Origin of the sequence: Stutzerimonas stutzeri, from assembly GCF_024448935.1 — a bacterium.
Taxonomy (GTDB): domain Bacteria; phylum Pseudomonadota; class Gammaproteobacteria; order Pseudomonadales; family Pseudomonadaceae; genus Stutzerimonas; species Stutzerimonas stutzeri_AO.
In genome coordinates this window covers 1-15,729 of record NZ_JAMOIE010000097.1, presented here as the reverse complement: position 1 = coordinate 15,729, position 15,729 = coordinate 1, and the positions used below count along the sequence as shown (strand labels likewise).

Genomic DNA, 15,729 nt, shown 5'->3' with positions numbered 1-15,729 from the left:
TTTTCCATCAAGGACCACTGAACGCCTTGATGGCCCGAAAAAAGCGACTTTAGGGTCGCTTTTTTTGTCCTTCTAATTTCACTTCCGTCTGTCTCGCCGTTTCGTGCGGCACTTCTGTACTTTTCACTGTCTTTACCTATTAGCGCAGTGAGCTCGGTAGCCACTGTCCGAGCTCGCTGCTAAGCTCCGGCAATGTTTTTTGCACCATTTCTTGGGTAATAAGGAAACAGAATGAGACCTCAACGTTTGGCGTCGGCGATAGCGCTGGTTGGCCTGGTCCTGGCGGGCTGTGATTCGGAAACCAGCGCCAAGCTGGAAACGCCAGCGCAGAAAGCCTCCTATGGCATCGGCCTGAATATGGGCAAGAGCCTGGCACAGGAAGGCTTGGCTGATCTGGATTCGACGGCCGTCGCGCAAGGCATCGATGATGCCATCGGCAAGAAGGATCAGAAGCTGACCGATGAAGAGTTGATGGAAGCCTTCGCTTATCTGCAGACTCGTGCCGAAGAGCGCATGGTCGAAATGAACAAGGAAGCCGTCGCAGCCGGCAACAAATTCTTGGAAGAAAACGCCAAGCGTGAAGGTGTGAAGACCACTGAATCTGGCCTGCAGTACGAAGTGATCAAAGAGGCCGACGGTGCCCAGCCGGGTCCGGATGATGTCGTCACTGTCCACTACGAGGGCAGCCTGACTGACAGCACGGTCTTCGACAGCTCGATCAAGCGTGGCAGCCCAATCGATCTTCCTGTCAGCGGCGTGATTCCAGGCTGGGTCGAAGGCCTGCAACTGATGCATGTCGGCGAAAAGTACAAGCTGTATATCCCGAGCGAACTCGCCTATGGCGAGCAGAGCCCGAGCCCGCTGATTCCTGCCAACTCCGTTCTGGTCTTCGACCTTGAGCTCCTGGGCATCAAGGGTGAAGAAGGTGAGGCGACGCCTCCACCGCAAGCAGTTGAAGAGGCTGTCGAGGCTGCCAAGGAATAACCTTTCGTTGTTCTGTGAACGCCCCGCAAATGCGGGGCGTTTCTGTTGTGCGCCATGCCTGGCGCACCACAAAAAAGCCCCGGTATGAACCGAGGCTTTGAGTTTGGCTCCGCGACCTGGACTCGACTGCGCAGCAGAACGCGCTTCAGCGCGGCCCCGAAGGGGTGAGCGAAGCGAATCACCAGGGACCCAATGATTAACAGCCATTTGCTCTACCGACTGAGCTATCGCGGAACAGCGGTGCGTATCCTAATGATAACTAAGGGGAAGTCAACTCCCCTCGGCAGCTCAGAGGACCTGCACGATCGCATCAGTCACGTGGTCCAGGTTGTTGTGGTTGAGTGCGGCCGCGCAGATGCGGCCGGTGCCGATGGCGTAGACGCCGAACTCGACCCGTAGACGCTCGACCTGGGCGGCGGTGAGGCCGGAGTAGGAGAACATCCCGCGTTGTTTGGCAACAAAGCTGAAATCCTGCTTGGCGCCTTTTTCAGCCAGCTGGCGAACCATGCTCAGACGCATGTCCTGGATGCGGGTGCGCATCTCGCCCAACTCGGTTTCCCACATGGCGCGCAGTTCAGGGCTGTTGAGCACGGCAGACACCACGGTCGCGCCATGGGTTGGCGGGTTGGAATAGTTGGTGCGGATCACGCGCTTGATCTGTGACAGGACTCGGGCCGACTCGTTGCGGTTTCGGGTCACCATCGACAGGGCGCCGACGCGCTCGCCATATAGCGAGAATGACTTGGAAAACGAGCTCGATACAAACAAGCTCATGCCTGATTCGGCGAACAGGCGCACGGCAGCGGCATCTTCCTCGATATTGTCACCGAAGCCCTGATAGGCGATGTCGATAAACGGCACGTGATCATTGGCGCGCAGCACTTCGAGGATCTGCTTCCAGTCCTCCGGCTGCAGGTCGACGCCGGTCGGGTTGTGGCAGCAGGCGTGCAGCACAACGATCGAGCGGGGCGGCAAATTTTTCAGGTCTTCAAGCATGCCGGCATGGTCGATGCCATGGCTGGCCGCGTCGTAATAGCTATAGTTCTGCACGGCAAAGCCGGCAGATTCGAACAGTGCGCGGTGGTTTTCCCAGCTTGGATTGGTGATGGCGACGACCGCATCGGGCAGCATGCGCTTGAGAAAATCCGCGCCGATCTTCAGCGCGCCAGTGCCGCCCAACGCCTGCGTAGTAACCACGCGGCCATCGGCAGCCAGCGACGAGTCGGCACCGAACAGCAGGCCCTGTACAGCCATGTCATAACTGGCGATGCCCTCGATGGGCAGATAGCCGCGCGGTGCATTCAGCTCCAGGCGCGCCATCTCGGCGGCGGCCACAGCGCGCAGCAGGGGAATTCGACCTTCTTCGTTGTAGTAGACGCCCACCCCCAGGTTGACCTTGTTCTGCCGTGTGTCGGCATTGAAGGCTTCATTGAGGCCGAGGATCGGATCGCGCGGCGCCATTTCGACAGCGGAGAACAAACTCATGATGGGGAGGCTCGAAGAGAGGAAGTGACTGATGCAGCACCCTCGCTTCGCGCTGAGGGCGGTGCGCAAACGGGGCAAGAGTATAACGGGACTGGCCCTGTGCCGCGATATGCTAGGACCGTTTTTATCCGGCTTTCGGACCGCTGAAGCGTTGCCTTCGCCGCGCGTTGTCTGCCCGGTGCCTGCGCACTTGATATTGGCGGGCGGGGCCGCATTGAAAGGGTTGTGGTTGCTGTACGCCGCGTCGCCAGCAGGGCAGGTGCATGTCTGGAAATACCGCCATGGCGGCTCGAACATTCAGCTTTCGAGTCGTCTCGCTATCTGAAGAGGTCGATATGTCGCAGTTCGAATTGGTCACGCGCTTCAAGCCAGCCGGAGACCAGCCTGAAGCCATTCGGCAGATGATCGAAGGCATCGAGGCCGGCTTGTCGCACCAGACGTTGCTCGGTGTAACGGGTTCCGGCAAGACATTCAGCATCGCCAACGTGATCGCTCATGTGCAGCGACCAACGCTGGTGCTGGCGCCGAACAAGACACTGGCTGCCCAGCTGTATGGTGAGTTCAAGGCCTTCTTTCCGAACAATGCGGTGGAGTACTTCGTCTCTTATTACGACTACTACCAGCCGGAAGCCTATGTGCCGTCGTCCGATACCTTCATCGAGAAGGATGCTTCGATCAACGACCATATCGAGCAGATGCGTTTATCAGCGACCAAGGCGCTGCTGGAGCGGTCGGACGCGATCATCGTCACCACCGTCTCCTGCATCTACGGTCTGGGTAGCCCTGAGACCTACCTGAAAATGGTGCTCCACATCGATCGAGGCGATCGTCTGGATCAGCGTGAACTGCTGCGCAGACTCACCGGGCTGCAGTACACCCGCAATGAAATGGATTTCTCCCGGGCAACCTTTCGCGTGCGCGGCGATGTGATCGATGTGTATCCGGCCGAATCGGATCTGGAAGCGGTGCGTATCGAGCTGTTCGACGATGAGGTGGAGAGCCTGTCTGCCTTCGATCCCTTGACCGGAGAAGTGATCCGCAAGCTGCCGCGCTTCACCTTCTACCCCAAGAGCCACTACGTGACGCCGCGCGAGACCCTGCTGGACGCCATCGAGAACATCAAGGTGGAGCTCAAGGATCGCCTCGATTACCTGCGCAGCAACAACAAGCTGGTGGAGGCGCAGAGGCTCGAGCAACGCACCCGTTTCGATCTGGAGATGATCATGGAGCTGGGCTATTGCAATGGCATCGAGAACTACTCGCGCTATTTGTCCGGACGCGATTCTGGCGAGGCCCCACCAACCCTTTTTGATTATCTGCCGGCCGATGCGCTGCTGGTGATCGACGAGTCCCATGTTAGCGTTCCGCAGGTCGGCGCCATGTACAAAGGCGACCGCTCACGCAAGGAGACGCTGGTCGAATACGGCTTCCGTCTGCCATCGGCGCTGGATAACCGGCCGATGCGTTTCGATGAGTGGGAGGCGATCAGTCCACAGACGATCTTCGTCTCGGCGACGCCCGGGCCTTACGAGGCGGAACATGCCGGGCGCGTAATCGAGCAGGTGGTGCGGCCCACAGGACTGGTGGATCCGCAGATCGAAGTACGGCCAGCGTTGACTCAGGTCGATGACCTGCTCTCGGAAATCAGCAAATCCGTCGCCAGGGAAGAGCGTGTGCTGGTCACGACGCTGACCAAGCGCATGGCTGAGGACCTCACCGACTACCTCGGCGATCACGGCGTGCGGGTGCGTTACCTGCACTCGGACATCGATACCGTGGAGCGAGTGGAGATCATCCGCGACCTGCGCCTGGGTGTGTTCGACGTCCTGGTAGGCATCAACCTGCTGCGTGAAGGCCTGGACATGCCCGAGGTATCGCTGGTGGCGATCCTCGATGCGGACAAGGAGGGCTTCCTGCGCTCCGAACGCTCGTTGATCCAGACCATCGGCCGCGCGGCGCGCAACCTCAACGGTCGGGCAATCCTCTACGCTGATCGGATCACCGGCTCGATGGAGCGGGCCATGGGCGAAACCGAGCGCCGGCGCAACAAGCAGATCGCCTTCAACGAAGCCAACGGCATCGTCCCGCGGGGTGTGTTCAAGGATGTTCAGGACATTCTGGAAGGTGCCACCGTGCCGGGCTCGCGCAGCAAGAAGCGCCGCGGCGAGGCGAAGGCGGCGGAGGAGGCGGCGCGCTACGAGAACGAGCTTCGCTCACCGAGCGAGATCGGCAAACGGATCCGCCAGCTGGAAGAAAAGATGCTCGCCTATGCGCGCGATCTGGAATTCGAGGCCGCGGCGCAGACTCGCGACGAGATCCACAAGCTGCGCGAGCGGTTGTTGCAGGTTTGACGTCCCGGTTACCAGTGCTCGGTGCCTTGGTGAATAACTTCGCCCCTACGGTGCGGGCGTGCTCGGACACTCACCGCAGCTTGGTTCCGTAGGGGCGAACTTGTTCGCCCGCGATCCGCGTGGCGAATGTTTGCCTTCGGCATCAGTGCGCGGCGCCACCCTTCATGTTTTCCGGCAGCCGCCGCGTCAGCAGCACAGCAACCATGCTGACTGCCAGCGCGATGCCGACGAAGTGGAAGGCATCGTTGTACGCCATGATCATCGCCTGCTGATGAGTGATCTCGCTGATCCGCCCCAGTGCGGCCTGCTCGCTGCCCAGTTGCTGAGTCAGGGCGCTCAGCCGCTCCGCAACGGCGGGGTTGTTCGGCACCACCGACTCGCGCAGATAGTCAAAATAGATCTTCGCGCGACTGTCCAGCAGCGTCGCCAGCAAAGCGATGCCAATCGCGCCGCCGAGGTTGCGCAGAATGTTGAACAGGCTGGACGCTGAGCCGGCATCCTGCGGCTGGATGTAGGCCGTGGCGATCAACGAGATGGTGACCATGATCATTGGTTGGCCGAGCGCTCGGATGATCTGGATCGAATGGAACTGGTCGCCGCCGAAGTCCGGATTGAGTGCGCCGGAGGCAAAGCTGGAGATCCCGAACAGGGCGAAGCCTGCCGCGCATAGCAGCTTCGGCGGGATGGTCTTCATCAGCTTGGGCACCAGTGGTATCAGGAACAGCTGCGGAATGCCCATCCACATGATGACCTGGCCGATCTGCAGCGCGTTGTAATTCTGAATCTGCGCCAGGTACAGCGGTAGCAGATAGATCGATCCATAAAGCCCGAGCCCCATGCCCAGGCTGGCGACGCTGGTCAGGCCGAAGTTGCGCTCACGCAGGATTCCCAGGTTGATCAGCGGATTGGGCCGCGACAACTGCAGGATCACGAAAAGAATCAGGCTGACCACGGCCACCGAACCCAGTTGGACGATCAGGGTCGATTCCAGCCAGTCCTTGCGATGTCCTTCCTCGAGAAATACCTGCAGGCATCCCAGCCCCATCGCCAGCGTGACGATGCCCGCGTAGTCCGTGCTTTTCAGCAGCTCCCAGTGCGGCGGCTTTTTCTCCAGACCGTACAGCAGGCCCGCGATCATCAGCAGCCCGGGCGGCACGTTGATGTAGAAAATGTATTCCCAACCCCAGCTTTCGGTGAGCCAGCCGCCCAGCGTAGGCCCGATCGAGGGTGCGAAGGTCGCGGTGATGGCAAACAGCGCCATGCCCTTGGCGCGATGATGGTCCGGCAGCTTGATCAGCGTCAGCGAGAAGGCCAGCGGAATCAGCGCGCCGCCGGTGAAACCCTGCAGGGCGCGAAACACGATCATGCTTTCCAGGTTCCAGGCAAAGGAACAGAGCAATGACGAGATCAGAAAACCGATCGATACCCAGACCGCCAGGCGCCGCGCCGAGAGCAGCTGCACCAGCCAGGCGGTGAGCGGAATCATGATGATTTCCGCCACCAGATAGGAGGTGGAAATCCAGGAGCCTTCCTCCAGCGTGGCGGACAATGCGCCCTGGATGTCCTTCAGCGAAGAATTGGTGATCTGGATATCCAGCACCGCCATGAAGGCGCCAAGCATGGCGCTCATCACGGCAATCCAGTCGCGTCGGCTAGGCTCGCCGAGCGGACGGATCAGGGCATCAGCGGCCACGGATGTCGATCTTCACGTCCACCGACATGCCGGGGCGGATACGGCCCTTGAGCGGGTTATCGCTGGCAAAGGTCAGCTTGACCGGAATCCGTTGCACCACCTTGGTGAAGTTGCCGGTGGCATTGTCCGGCGGCAGCAGGCTGAACTGCGCGCCGGAGGCGGGGAACAGGCTTTCCACCTGGGCACCGATGGGCGTGTCCGGGTAGGTGTCGAAAGTCAGTTCGGCGTGTTGTCCAACCCGCATCCGGCCAATCTGAGTTTCCTTGAAATTGGCCTGCACCCAGATGTCCTCGTCGGGAACGATCGACATCAGGTAGGCACCGACCGGCACGTATTGGCCGTTGCGCGCCGAACGCTGCCCGACGATCCCGCTGATAGGCGAGCGAATTGCCGTACGGCCCAGGTTCAGCTCGGCTTGCTCGATTTCGGCTCGGGCGCTGCCAATTTGCGCTGCCAGACGTTTGACGTCCGCTTCCAGCGCGTCGACCTGCTGGCGTTGCGCCGCCAGGTCGGCTTCGGCTTTCTGTCGCTGCGAGCGGGCGACCTTCGCGTCGGCAGACAGCGTGGTGACGCGTTCTTCCGAGATGAATCCGGGCTTTCGTAGCGCTTCGACTCGCGACAGGTCCGTCTGGCTGCGTTCCAGATTTGCCTGAGCCGCGCCAACCGAAGCCTGGCTGGAGGCGATCAGGCTGCTCTGCTGCGTCAGGCGGCTGCGTGCCTGGGTGAGTTCAGCTTCACGAATCGCCAGGTTGGCCCTGGCCTGTTTCAGGGCGAGGCGGAAGTCGCCTGGCTCAAGGCTGACCAACAGATCACCTGGTTGCACGTGCTGATTATCCTGCACGTGGACCTGTTCGATACGCGCGGCGAGCTGGCTGGAAATTCGGGTGATTTCACCTTGTACGTAGGCGTTGTCGGTGTGTTCGTAATGGCGACCCACGAAATACCACTGAGCGAAGAAGGCGGCTGCGACCAGCAGCACAAGGGCAGCGAAGATGAACAATCGGCGTTTCAGCTGGGCGGGCATGGAGTCGCTCATCGGCGGAGTGAGCCGGGCAATCTAGCAGTGTTCCGCTTGAGTCATAACCCGTTACAATTGCGAAACTTTGTTGCGTATACGGAACAATGCAATGGGTCTGGATGATGCGCTGATCTTCACTCGTGTGGTCGAGTGCCACAGTTTTACCCAGGCGGCCTCGAGCCTGGCCATGCAGAAGTCAACGGTGAGTCGGCGTATCGCCCAGCTCGAAGAGCGATTAGGCGTGCGGTTGATCAACCGCACCACACGCCGCTTGCGGTTGACCGAAGTGGGGCAGGCGTACTACGAGCGATGCCGGCAGATCATGGTCGATTTCGCCGAAGCCGAGCAGGCCGTCATGCAATTGCAGCAGGCGCCGGCCGGGCTGCTGCGAATCTCCGCGCCGATCGAATTCGGTCAGTGGATCCTGGGTCGAGTGCTGGGTGATTTCATGCGCTTGTATCCGGAGATCAATGCCGAAGTGGAACTGGCATCGAGGCACATCGACCCGGTAGAAGAGGGTGTCGACATCGTCATCTCGGTGGGACAGCCTCAGGACTCCAGTTTGATCGGACGCAAGCTCTTCGAGACCCGGCGGCGACTCTGCGCCAGTCCGGACTATCTGGCCCAGCATGGCGTGCCCACGCGGGCGGAGGATCTCGCCAGCCACCGCGCGATCACTCTGTCGCGCGACCCCGTGCGCTATTGGCCGATCCTCGAACAGAACGTCAGCTGCCGCCGGATGCTGACCTGCAACAACATCACCTTTGCCCGCGAGGCTGCACTGGCGGGCGCAGGTATCGCGGCGCTATCGATCATGATCACCGACCAGGAGGTGCGTGAGGGGCATCTGGTCGAGCTTCTCCCAGAGGTCGATCTGCCGATCGGCGAGGTGTATGCGGTGTATCCCTCGCGACGTTTTCAGGCGATGAAGGTCAAGGCGTTTCTTGATTTTCTGATGCAGTCGTTGCCGGTTGCGCAAGGCCGTCTGGTGGAGCCGGTGGATGCGCGCCTGTTAACATCGCGCCTTTACCCGCGCTGACCCAGCCGGCCGAGCCGGCTATCGCAGCCGTCGTGTCTTTCTGTGCCTTGATTCGAGAACATCATGACCACCGTTCGCACCCGTATCGCACCATCCCCTACCGGCGATCCGCATGTCGGCACCGCTTATATCGCGCTGTTCAACCTATGCTTTGCACGCCAGCACGGCGGCCAGTTCATCCTGCGCATCGAGGACACCGACCAGTTGCGCTCCACGCGCGAGTCGGAACAGCAGATCTATGACGCGCTGCGTTGGTTGGGCATCGAGTGGGACGAAGGCCCGGACGTGGGTGGTCCGCACGGTCCGTATCGGCAGAGCGAGCGCGGCGAGATTTACAAGAAGTATTCGGACGAGCTGGTCGCCAAGGGACATGCGTTCCCGTGCTTCTGCAGTGCCGAGCGCCTGGATCAGGTGCGTGCCGAGCAGATGGCCAACAAGGAAACGCCGCGCTACGACGGACATTGCATGCACATCCCGGCCGAAACCGCGCAGCAGCGCATGGCGGCGGGCGAGTCGCACGTGATCCGCATGAAGGTGCCAAGCGAGGGCATATGCCAGGTCAACGACATGCTCCGCGGCACGGTCGAAATCGGCTGGGATCGCATGGACATGCAGGTACTGATGAAGGCGGATGGCCTGCCGACCTACTTCCTGGCCAACGTCGTCGACGACCATCTGATGGGCATCACCCATGTGCTGCGCGGCGAGGAATGGCTGCCGTCGGCGCCGAAGTTGATCAAACTCTACGAATATTTCGGGTGGGAACAGCCACAGCTCTGCTACATGCCACTGCTGCGCAACCCGGACAAGAGCAAGCTGTCCAAGCGCAAGAACCCCACCTCGGTAACCTTCTACGAGCGCATGGGTTTCATGTCCGAGGCGATGCTCAACTACCTGGGACGCATGGGCTGGTCGATGCCCGACGAACGTGAAAAATTCACCCTGGCGGAAATGATCGAGCACTTCGACATCAATCGCGTCTCGCTGGGTGGACCGGTCTTCGACATCGAAAAGCTGTCCTGGCTCAACGGCCAATGGCTGCGCGAGCTCCCGGTCGAGCAGTTCGCCGCCGCCGTGCAGAAATGGGCGTTGAATCCCGAGTACATGATGAAGATCGCGCCCCACGTGCAGCAGCGCGTCGAGACCTTCAGCCAGATCGCGCCATTGGCGGGCTTCTTTTTCTCCGGCGCGCTGAACCTTGATCCGGCATTGTTCGAGCACAAGAAGCTCGACGCCACTCAGGTCCGTCAGGTATTGCAGCTGACCCTGTGGAAGCTGGAAGCCTTGCGTCAGTGGGACAAGGAGCGCATCACCGAATGCATCCAGGCGGTTGGGGCGCATCTCGAATTGAAGCTGCGTGATGTCATGCCCTTGATGTTCGCCTCGATCACCGGGCAGGCCAGTTCCGTGTCTGTGCTCGACGCCATGGAGATCATCGGGCCGGACCTGACCCGCTTCCGTCTGCGTCAGGCGCTGGAGTTGTTGGGCGGCGCCTCGAAGAAAGAAGTGAAGGAGTGGGAAAAGCTCTTCGCCGCGATGGCCTGATCCGCGATGGCTTCGGGGCGCGGTTGGCGCCGTCCCGCAGCTGTTCAGCGTTTGCCACTCGTCGCCGATAAGTATCTGTTCTGATGTCAAAAAATCTTCGGGGTCAGGCAAAATATCGTTGACACTCCGAGAGGCCGCACCTAATATGCGCCCCGTCCTCGAGATGGGGCTATAGCTCAGCTGGGAGAGCGCTTGCATGGCATGCAAGAGGTCGACGGTTCGATCCCGTCTAGCTCCACCACTCTCGATTGCCACACCGGTTCACACCGGTTGCCTTTGAAGGGCTTTGCGTCCCCTTCGTCTAGTGGCCTAGGACACCGCCCTTTCACGGCGGTAACAGGGGTTCGAGTCCCCTAGGGGACGCCATATTCAGATCGCAACGCGAGAGCGGGGCGAGTCGAGAGACATTAAATCCGGGGCTATAGCTCAGCTGGGAGAGCGCTTGCATGGCATGCAAGAGGTCGACGGTTCGATCCCGTCTAGCTCCACCAATCCACGACAGGTCGTAGCGGTTGCGGTCTGTTCATCGAAGGTTTCGTCCCCTTCGTCTAGTGGCCTAGGACACCGCCCTTTCACGGCGGTAACAGGGGTTCGAGTCCCCTAGGGGACGCCATTTTTTTGCCCGTTTTGGGCACCAAAGGGTCATTTCTCACGAAACGGCCCTTTTGTTTTGCCCGCAATTTGAGCATCGTCATCAGGGCGACATGGCCTGGCATGCTGAATGGGGGGTCATAGATGCAGCCCGCAGGCGTGACAATCGGGCGGTGGGTGGCTTCCAATAGGCATTCGACCGCACCTGCGGCGCACTGCACAGCGAGGGTACGCATGATCTGGGACCGGGCCGACTCATTCGTCATCGATATTGACGTGCAATCCGAGCATATCGACGAGCTCGGCCACGCCAACAATGCGGTCTATGTGACTTGGCTGGAATCCTGCGCCTGGCGGCACTCGCAGCATCTGGGGCTCGGTTTGGTTGACTACCGTAGGCTCGACCGCGCGATGGCTGTGCTACGGCACGAGATCGACTACTTGGCTGCTGCGTATCAGGGCGATCAATTGCAGCTCGGCACTTGGATCGTGGACTCCGATCAGCGCCTGAAGATGAAACGTAATTTCCAGCTGATCCGGCCGGCGGACGGGGTGACGCTGTTACGTGCGCAAACCACCTTCGTCTGCATTCAGTTGTCTACCGGCAAGCCCAAGCGCATGCCGGGCGAGTTTGTCGAGGGGTACGGCAAGGCGCTGGTGCAGCCTTATCCCCTCGAACTCTGACCCCATTTACGCTCAGCGCTGTTCCGGCTTGCTGACATCTGCCTCGCGGCGTTCCTCGGCATCGCCGCGCCAGTCGTCCTGCACCTCGTTTTCCATCTTCTGCTTGAGGGTCTTAGGGTCATTATTGATGTTCGCCGTATTGGCGCGCTGGTGGTTTTCATTCATTGCGCTGCCCTGGGCGGTGCTTGACAAGCCAAGATCTTTGTCGTCCTGCATGGCTTCCTGATTGGCCATTGCTCCAGTCGCAAGCAGGCTGGTGAAAAGGGCAGTGGCAATACTCAAGGTCTTCATCGGTAATCCTCCGGGTAGGAAGTGTTTGCTGCTCTACCTCTAGAATTCCGACTCGGTGGTCCGGAAATTGTTCGTGGATAGCCGCATAGCGCAATGGACAGGGTTCTGGAGAGAGACTTGCGATCTGTCAGGCGCGCTCTGTTGGTAGCGGTTGCAGTGTCAGGCGGAACCCCAGCGCGTGGGCGAGTTTGCTGATGGTGTCCAGCGTCGGGTTGCCCTCGCCACGCATCACCTTGTACAGCGTCTCCCGTGCGATACCGGTTTGCCGAGCCAGTTCGGAGATATTGCGTGCCCGTGCAACGTCACCCAGCACCTTTGCCATGAAGGCTGCATCGTCGGGCGCTTCTTCCTGGGCGGCTTCGATGTAGAGACGGATGTCTTCTTCGTCGCGCAGGTGTTCAGCAACATCCCACGGGCGGGTTTCGATTTTCGTGCTAGCCATGATGGGCCTCCTTCATACCCCGTCCGCAAGGGACAGCGCGGTTTTAATATCTTGCTGCTGGGATTTTTTGTCCCCGCCGCATAGCAACACATAGGCCACGCCGTTGCGCTCGACGCAGTACACCCGGTAGCCGGGTCCGTAGTCGATCTTCAGTTCCGACACTCCGTTCGCCAGATTGCGATGCTGGCCGGGTTGCCGTCAGCCAGGCGACTGATGCGCACGGCGATCCGGGAACGCGCCTGGCGGTCACGTAGGTCTGCATACCAAGTATCGAAAATGACTGTGGTCTGGATGCTTTTCATTTGTTCATTATAATTGACAATTGAGGGGGTGCAAGACTGATGCGTATGCTGCCGATTACCAGCCAGGCGCGACATTCGTGCCAGATACTGACTGCGAAACGCTGGGCATCTTGGATGCGCAAATACTCGAAGATGTATTCGCTTTCCTGATCACGTATAAACCTCAGCCAACTTGAGGAGTCGGTATGGCATGGGTGTCTTCCTCAGAGCGGAGTAGCCGAACCGCTCTGTCATGGAGCGCAGATCGGAGCGGCGGTTAAACCGGTACTCGAACTCGGCCAGATAGCATGGCGCATGCTTGAGATTGAACGCATGGAACGTTCCGGTCAGTGCGTGGTTGGTTTGTCGCCCGAATGGCTTGTTCAGTTGTGCAAATACAATGAATTTTCCGGGCATGCGCCGGTTCCGAGAGGGTTCCGCAGAAGTGATCGGATGGAGTCGACGGCTCGCTTATCCACTCATCCTCGCAATGTCCTCGGGGCGACCCGGATCGGCCATAATGCCGTGCGGCCCGCTTCGCTCTTGATGGGGTTGTTCAAGGGGAGCGGCGGTTTAATCCAGTCACGAGTTTCTTACCGTTATCCCGTCCAGAAAAATCATCCATGTCGATTGCGATTGCTTCTATGCCGCGATCGAGATGCGCGACGATCCCAGTCTTGCCAACCGGCCCATCGCGGTTGGTGGCCTGGCTGATCGACGCGGCGTTATTGCAACCTGCAACTACGAAGCACGCGCATACGGCGTGCGCTCCGCGATGGCCTCCGGTCATGCGCTGAAGCTGTGCCCGGATCTGCTGATCGTGCGGCCGCGGATGGATGCCTATAAGGAAGCTTCACGCGAAATCCACGGGATTTTCCGGACCTACACCGATCTGATCGAACCCTTGTCGCTCGACGAGGCTTTTCTTGATGTGAGTGGCTGCGAGCATTTTGCCGGCAGCGCCACGCGCATTGCCCAGGACATCCGCCGGCGCGTCTGGCAGCAGCTGCGCATCACGGTTTCAGCGGGCGTTGCGCCTAACAAGTTTCTGGCAAAGATCGCCAGCGACTGGAACAAGCCGGACGGTCTGTTGGTGATTACCCCGGATCAGGTGGACGATTTCGTACTCGCTCTGCCGGTCACCAAACTCCATGGTGTCGGCCGGGTGACGGCGGAGAAGCTGAAGCGCATGGGCATTCACACCTGCGCTGATCTGCGTAGCTGGAGGCGCCTTGATCTGGTCCGGGATTTCGGCTCGTTCGGTGAGCGACTCTGGGGGCTGGCGCATGGAATCGACGAGCGCCTGGTTCAGGTCGAGAGCCGGCGCCAGTCGGTCAGTGTCGAGAACACTTACGAGCGCGACTTGCCAGATCTTGCCGCCTGCCTTGAGCGACTTCCGGAGCTGCTCGAGCAACTCGCCGGCAGAATGGCGCGACTCGATAGTGGCTACCGGCCCGGCAAGCCTTTCGTGAAGTTGAAGTTCCATGACTTCACCCAGACGACCCTCGAACAATCCGGTGCCGGACTGGAGCTTGAGGACTATTCTGACCTCCTGGCGGGCGCCTTTGCCCGTGGCAAGCGACCGGTGCGGTTGATTGGCGTCGGGGTTCGTTTGATCGACCTGCGAAGCGGCTTCGAGCAGTTGCGGTTGTTCTGATCGCCGTCCGTTGGCCATCCGTCGATGTCCACCCTGCTTTTGGTACGTCTGTTGCTTCAGCTGTTGCGGCGTGGCCAAAGCTGCCACTTTTCCGGCGCGGCTTTTTCAGACGCGCTCTGGCGACGAGTGGCGTACCGCTGCGACCGTGGCAGGTTGTTTCGTTCGGTATCGAACAACCTTGATGGATCGGACGGCAGCGAGGCATTGGTTGTTGATTCACTCTCTGGATGCACCTTTTCCTACGTTCCCGGCAGCAATACCCGCAACGGACTCGTCACCTTGCGGCTGTCGCTAAGCAAGGAAGGCGAGACCATTACCCTGGTGCAACAGGTCCATGTCGATAACGCACCCTGATCTTCTCTTCAGGGCCCGGTCGCGGCCCTGCGTCCCGCGAGGCTTGCGCCAACAAGGCTTCGGTCTGGTCGCGGCGATGTTTCTGATCATCGTGATTGCCGGGTTGATTGCGGCAGGGGCGCGAATGGCAGTAACGCAGACCGCCACCAACAGTCTCTCCATCCAACAGGCACGCGCTTATCAAGCCGCGCGGGCAGGTATCGAATGGGGTATCGCTCGGGCATTGGCCAGTCAGGGTTGCAGCGAAACATTCGCACTGGATAGCTTTAGCGTCGCGGTGAGCTGCCAGCCTACGGCTGCGACTCACCTGCCAGAAGAAGGCCACGCTGTGGTTTTCCTTTTGATTCAAGCTACGGCAGCGTTCGCCACGGCAGATAGCCCTGACTACGTCTTTCGCCAGGTGAATGCGGTCGTGGAGAAGGAGAATTGATGATGGCAGGTGTGCCTGGCTGGGGCCGTACCAGGGCGCGCGGTTGGCGGCGCGGATCAGGCAATGCCTGCTACTGGTGTTGTTCGGTCTCGGAATTCTATCCAGCCCGGCGGTGTCAGCGGCTCTGTGCTCTAACGTATTTCCCCGGGACGCTACGCCAGGGGCCAGTGCCCGGCTGGATCTGTCTGTCATGGAGGGGAAGGACTATGTCGCTTTCCCCTCAAATGGCACAACCTATACACAAGCTCGCGCGACTGCTTTTATCAAAGCGGAAAGCTGGCCAATAACAAGACAATCTCCGTTATGCCCGGCCAGCCCGTGCGGATCTTCGTTGATGGCGATCTGGAGTTTGCACCGCATACCGAGATCAATCCGGGTGGGTCGGCTGCCGATCTGCTGATCGTGGTTCGTGGCAAGCTGACGATCGGAACTGACAACTCCGTGAATGCGTTGCTCTATGTGACTGGCGATGCCGAAGTCAATCCAGGCACACGTATAGAAGGTGCGCTGACGGCTGATGGGAGCATCGACACCAAGCCCGAGGATGAACTCATCTACGATGACGAAGCAGCGGCGCATTTCACCTATGACGATCTCTGCGAGACGGCCGGAACGAATACTGCTGCGATCGATCACTTTGAATTCGTCACCGGCGCAGGCGCGCACAGCTGCAGCCCGCATGCGATTACCCTCAAGGCGTGCACCAATGCCGCACCCGGTGTAAACCCGTTGCTAGGTAGTGCTTGGACGAAAACCAATATCTCATTGAAATAAATGGGAAACTCGTCGATTCATCGCAATGAAGCCTAGCCTTTTCCCGGTGTTTTCTGCGATAACAGCCCCTGAAATCTGCCCTTTCAGCCAAAACTTCGTTGAAAAAAAAC

16 protein-coding genes, 5 tRNA genes and 1 pseudogene are annotated in these 15,729 nt (G+C 59.8%); 14 read left to right on the top strand and 8 right to left on the bottom strand.

Annotation, left to right across the window (positions count from 1 at the left end):
• Positions 1-231 precede the first annotated feature (231 nt).
• A complete protein-coding gene (locus tag NA637_RS20875; RefSeq protein WP_256074490.1) occupies positions 232-984 on the top strand; it encodes an FKBP-type peptidyl-prolyl cis-trans isomerase in 753 nt (250 codons plus the stop codon).
• Positions 985-1,088: 104 nt separating this feature from the next.
• Here NA637_RS20875 and NA637_RS20870 read toward each other — a convergent pair.
• Both NA637_RS20870 and NA637_RS20865 read right to left on the bottom strand, forming a co-directional pair.
• Positions 1,089-1,218: transfer RNA gene (locus NA637_RS20870), tRNA-Asn, on the bottom strand.
• Between the two features lie 54 nt (positions 1,219-1,272).
• Positions 1,273-2,469 (bottom strand): amino acid aminotransferase, encoded by a 1,197-nt coding sequence (locus NA637_RS20865; protein WP_256074489.1) that lies wholly within the window; start codon positions 2,467-2,469, stop codon positions 1,273-1,275.
• A gap of 31 nt (positions 2,470-2,500) precedes the next feature.
• On the opposite strand from NA637_RS20865, the gene NA637_RS20860 reads away from it, so the two are divergent.
• Positions 2,501-2,794 carry a hypothetical protein gene (locus NA637_RS20860; protein ID WP_256074488.1) on the top strand — a complete coding sequence of 98 codons (294 nt, stop codon included), beginning with the start codon at positions 2,501-2,503 and terminating at the stop codon, positions 2,792-2,794.
• 10 nt (positions 2,795-2,804) lie between these two features.
• A complete protein-coding gene (gene uvrB / locus NA637_RS20855) occupies positions 2,805-4,820 on the top strand; it encodes an excinuclease ABC subunit UvrB (protein ID WP_256074487.1) in 2,016 nt (671 codons plus the stop codon).
• Between the two features lie 142 nt (positions 4,821-4,962).
• Here the strand turns inward: uvrB and NA637_RS20850 are convergent, their stop codons facing one another.
• Together NA637_RS20850 and NA637_RS20845 are read right to left on the bottom strand one after the other, a co-directional pair.
• Positions 4,963-6,513 carry an MDR family MFS transporter gene (locus tag NA637_RS20850; protein WP_336605507.1) on the bottom strand — a complete coding sequence of 517 codons (1,551 nt, stop codon included), beginning with the start codon at positions 6,511-6,513 and terminating at the stop codon, positions 4,963-4,965.
• Positions 6,503-7,537 carry an HlyD family secretion protein gene (locus NA637_RS20845; RefSeq protein WP_256074486.1) on the bottom strand — a complete coding sequence of 345 codons (1,035 nt, stop codon included), beginning with the start codon at positions 7,535-7,537 and terminating at the stop codon, positions 6,503-6,505. The genes NA637_RS20850 and NA637_RS20845 overlap by 11 nt, the downstream gene beginning before the upstream one ends.
• Positions 7,538-7,640: 103 nt before the next feature.
• On the opposite strand from NA637_RS20845, the gene NA637_RS20840 reads away from it, so the two are divergent.
• The 7 genes from NA637_RS20840 (at position 7,641) to NA637_RS20810 (ending at position 11,390) form a co-directional block, all read left to right on the top strand.
• On the top strand, positions 7,641-8,570 hold the full coding sequence (locus NA637_RS20840) for a LysR family transcriptional regulator (RefSeq protein WP_256074485.1): 930 nt from the start codon (positions 7,641-7,643) through the stop codon (positions 8,568-8,570).
• Positions 8,571-8,633: 63 nt separating this feature from the next.
• Entirely contained in the window at positions 8,634-10,115 is a 1,482-nt protein-coding gene (gene gltX, locus NA637_RS20835; RefSeq protein WP_256074484.1) for a glutamate--tRNA ligase, read from the top strand.
• 165 nt (positions 10,116-10,280) lie between these two features.
• Positions 10,281-10,356 (top strand) — tRNA-Ala (locus tag NA637_RS20830).
• Between the two features lie 49 nt (positions 10,357-10,405).
• Positions 10,406-10,481, top strand: a tRNA-Glu gene (locus NA637_RS20825).
• A 49-nt stretch (positions 10,482-10,530) separates the two neighbouring features.
• Positions 10,531-10,606, top strand: a tRNA-Ala gene (locus NA637_RS20820).
• 46 nt (positions 10,607-10,652) lie between these two features.
• Positions 10,653-10,728, top strand: a tRNA-Glu gene (locus NA637_RS20815).
• A gap of 212 nt (positions 10,729-10,940) precedes the next feature.
• A complete protein-coding gene (locus NA637_RS20810; RefSeq protein ID WP_256074483.1) occupies positions 10,941-11,390 on the top strand; it encodes an acyl-CoA thioesterase in 450 nt (149 codons plus the stop codon).
• Between the two features lie 12 nt (positions 11,391-11,402).
• Here NA637_RS20810 and NA637_RS20805 read toward each other — a convergent pair whose 3' ends face one another.
• From NA637_RS20805 to NA637_RS20790, 4 genes and pseudogenes are all read right to left on the bottom strand, one after another.
• Positions 11,403-11,681 (bottom strand): hypothetical protein, encoded by a 279-nt coding sequence (locus tag NA637_RS20805; protein WP_256074482.1) that lies wholly within the window; start codon positions 11,679-11,681, stop codon positions 11,403-11,405.
• A 127-nt stretch (positions 11,682-11,808) separates the two neighbouring features.
• Positions 11,809-12,123, bottom strand: coding sequence for an addiction module antidote protein (locus NA637_RS20800; RefSeq protein WP_256074481.1), 315 nt, complete (start codon positions 12,121-12,123; stop codon positions 11,809-11,811).
• A 12-nt stretch (positions 12,124-12,135) separates the two neighbouring features.
• Entirely contained in the window at positions 12,136-12,285 is a 150-nt protein-coding gene (locus NA637_RS25560) for a type II toxin-antitoxin system RelE/ParE family toxin (protein ID WP_256074480.1), read from the bottom strand.
• Between the two features lie 290 nt (positions 12,286-12,575).
• Positions 12,576-12,800: pseudogene (locus tag NA637_RS20790) on the bottom strand (IS1595 family transposase); the annotation flags it as partial.
• A 205-nt stretch (positions 12,801-13,005) separates the two neighbouring features.
• Here NA637_RS20790 and dinB point away from each other — a divergent pair.
• The 4 genes from dinB to NA637_RS20770 all read left to right on the top strand — a co-directional run bounded on the left by dinB (position 13,006) and on the right by NA637_RS20770 (position 15,619).
• On the top strand, positions 13,006-14,061 hold the full coding sequence (gene dinB / locus NA637_RS20785) for a DNA polymerase IV (protein WP_256074492.1): 1,056 nt from the start codon (positions 13,006-13,008) through the stop codon (positions 14,059-14,061).
• A 24-nt stretch (positions 14,062-14,085) separates the two neighbouring features.
• Positions 14,086-14,415 (top strand): type II secretion system protein GspJ, encoded by a 330-nt coding sequence (locus NA637_RS20780; protein WP_256074479.1) that lies wholly within the window; start codon positions 14,086-14,088, stop codon positions 14,413-14,415.
• Positions 14,416-14,491: 76 nt separating this feature from the next.
• Positions 14,492-14,845, top strand: coding sequence for a pilus assembly protein MshP (locus NA637_RS20775; protein ID WP_256074477.1), 354 nt, complete (start codon positions 14,492-14,494; stop codon positions 14,843-14,845).
• A gap of 303 nt (positions 14,846-15,148) precedes the next feature.
• Positions 15,149-15,619, top strand: coding sequence for a hypothetical protein (locus NA637_RS20770; RefSeq protein ID WP_256074476.1), 471 nt, complete (start codon positions 15,149-15,151; stop codon positions 15,617-15,619).
• Positions 15,620-15,729 lie beyond the last annotated feature (110 nt).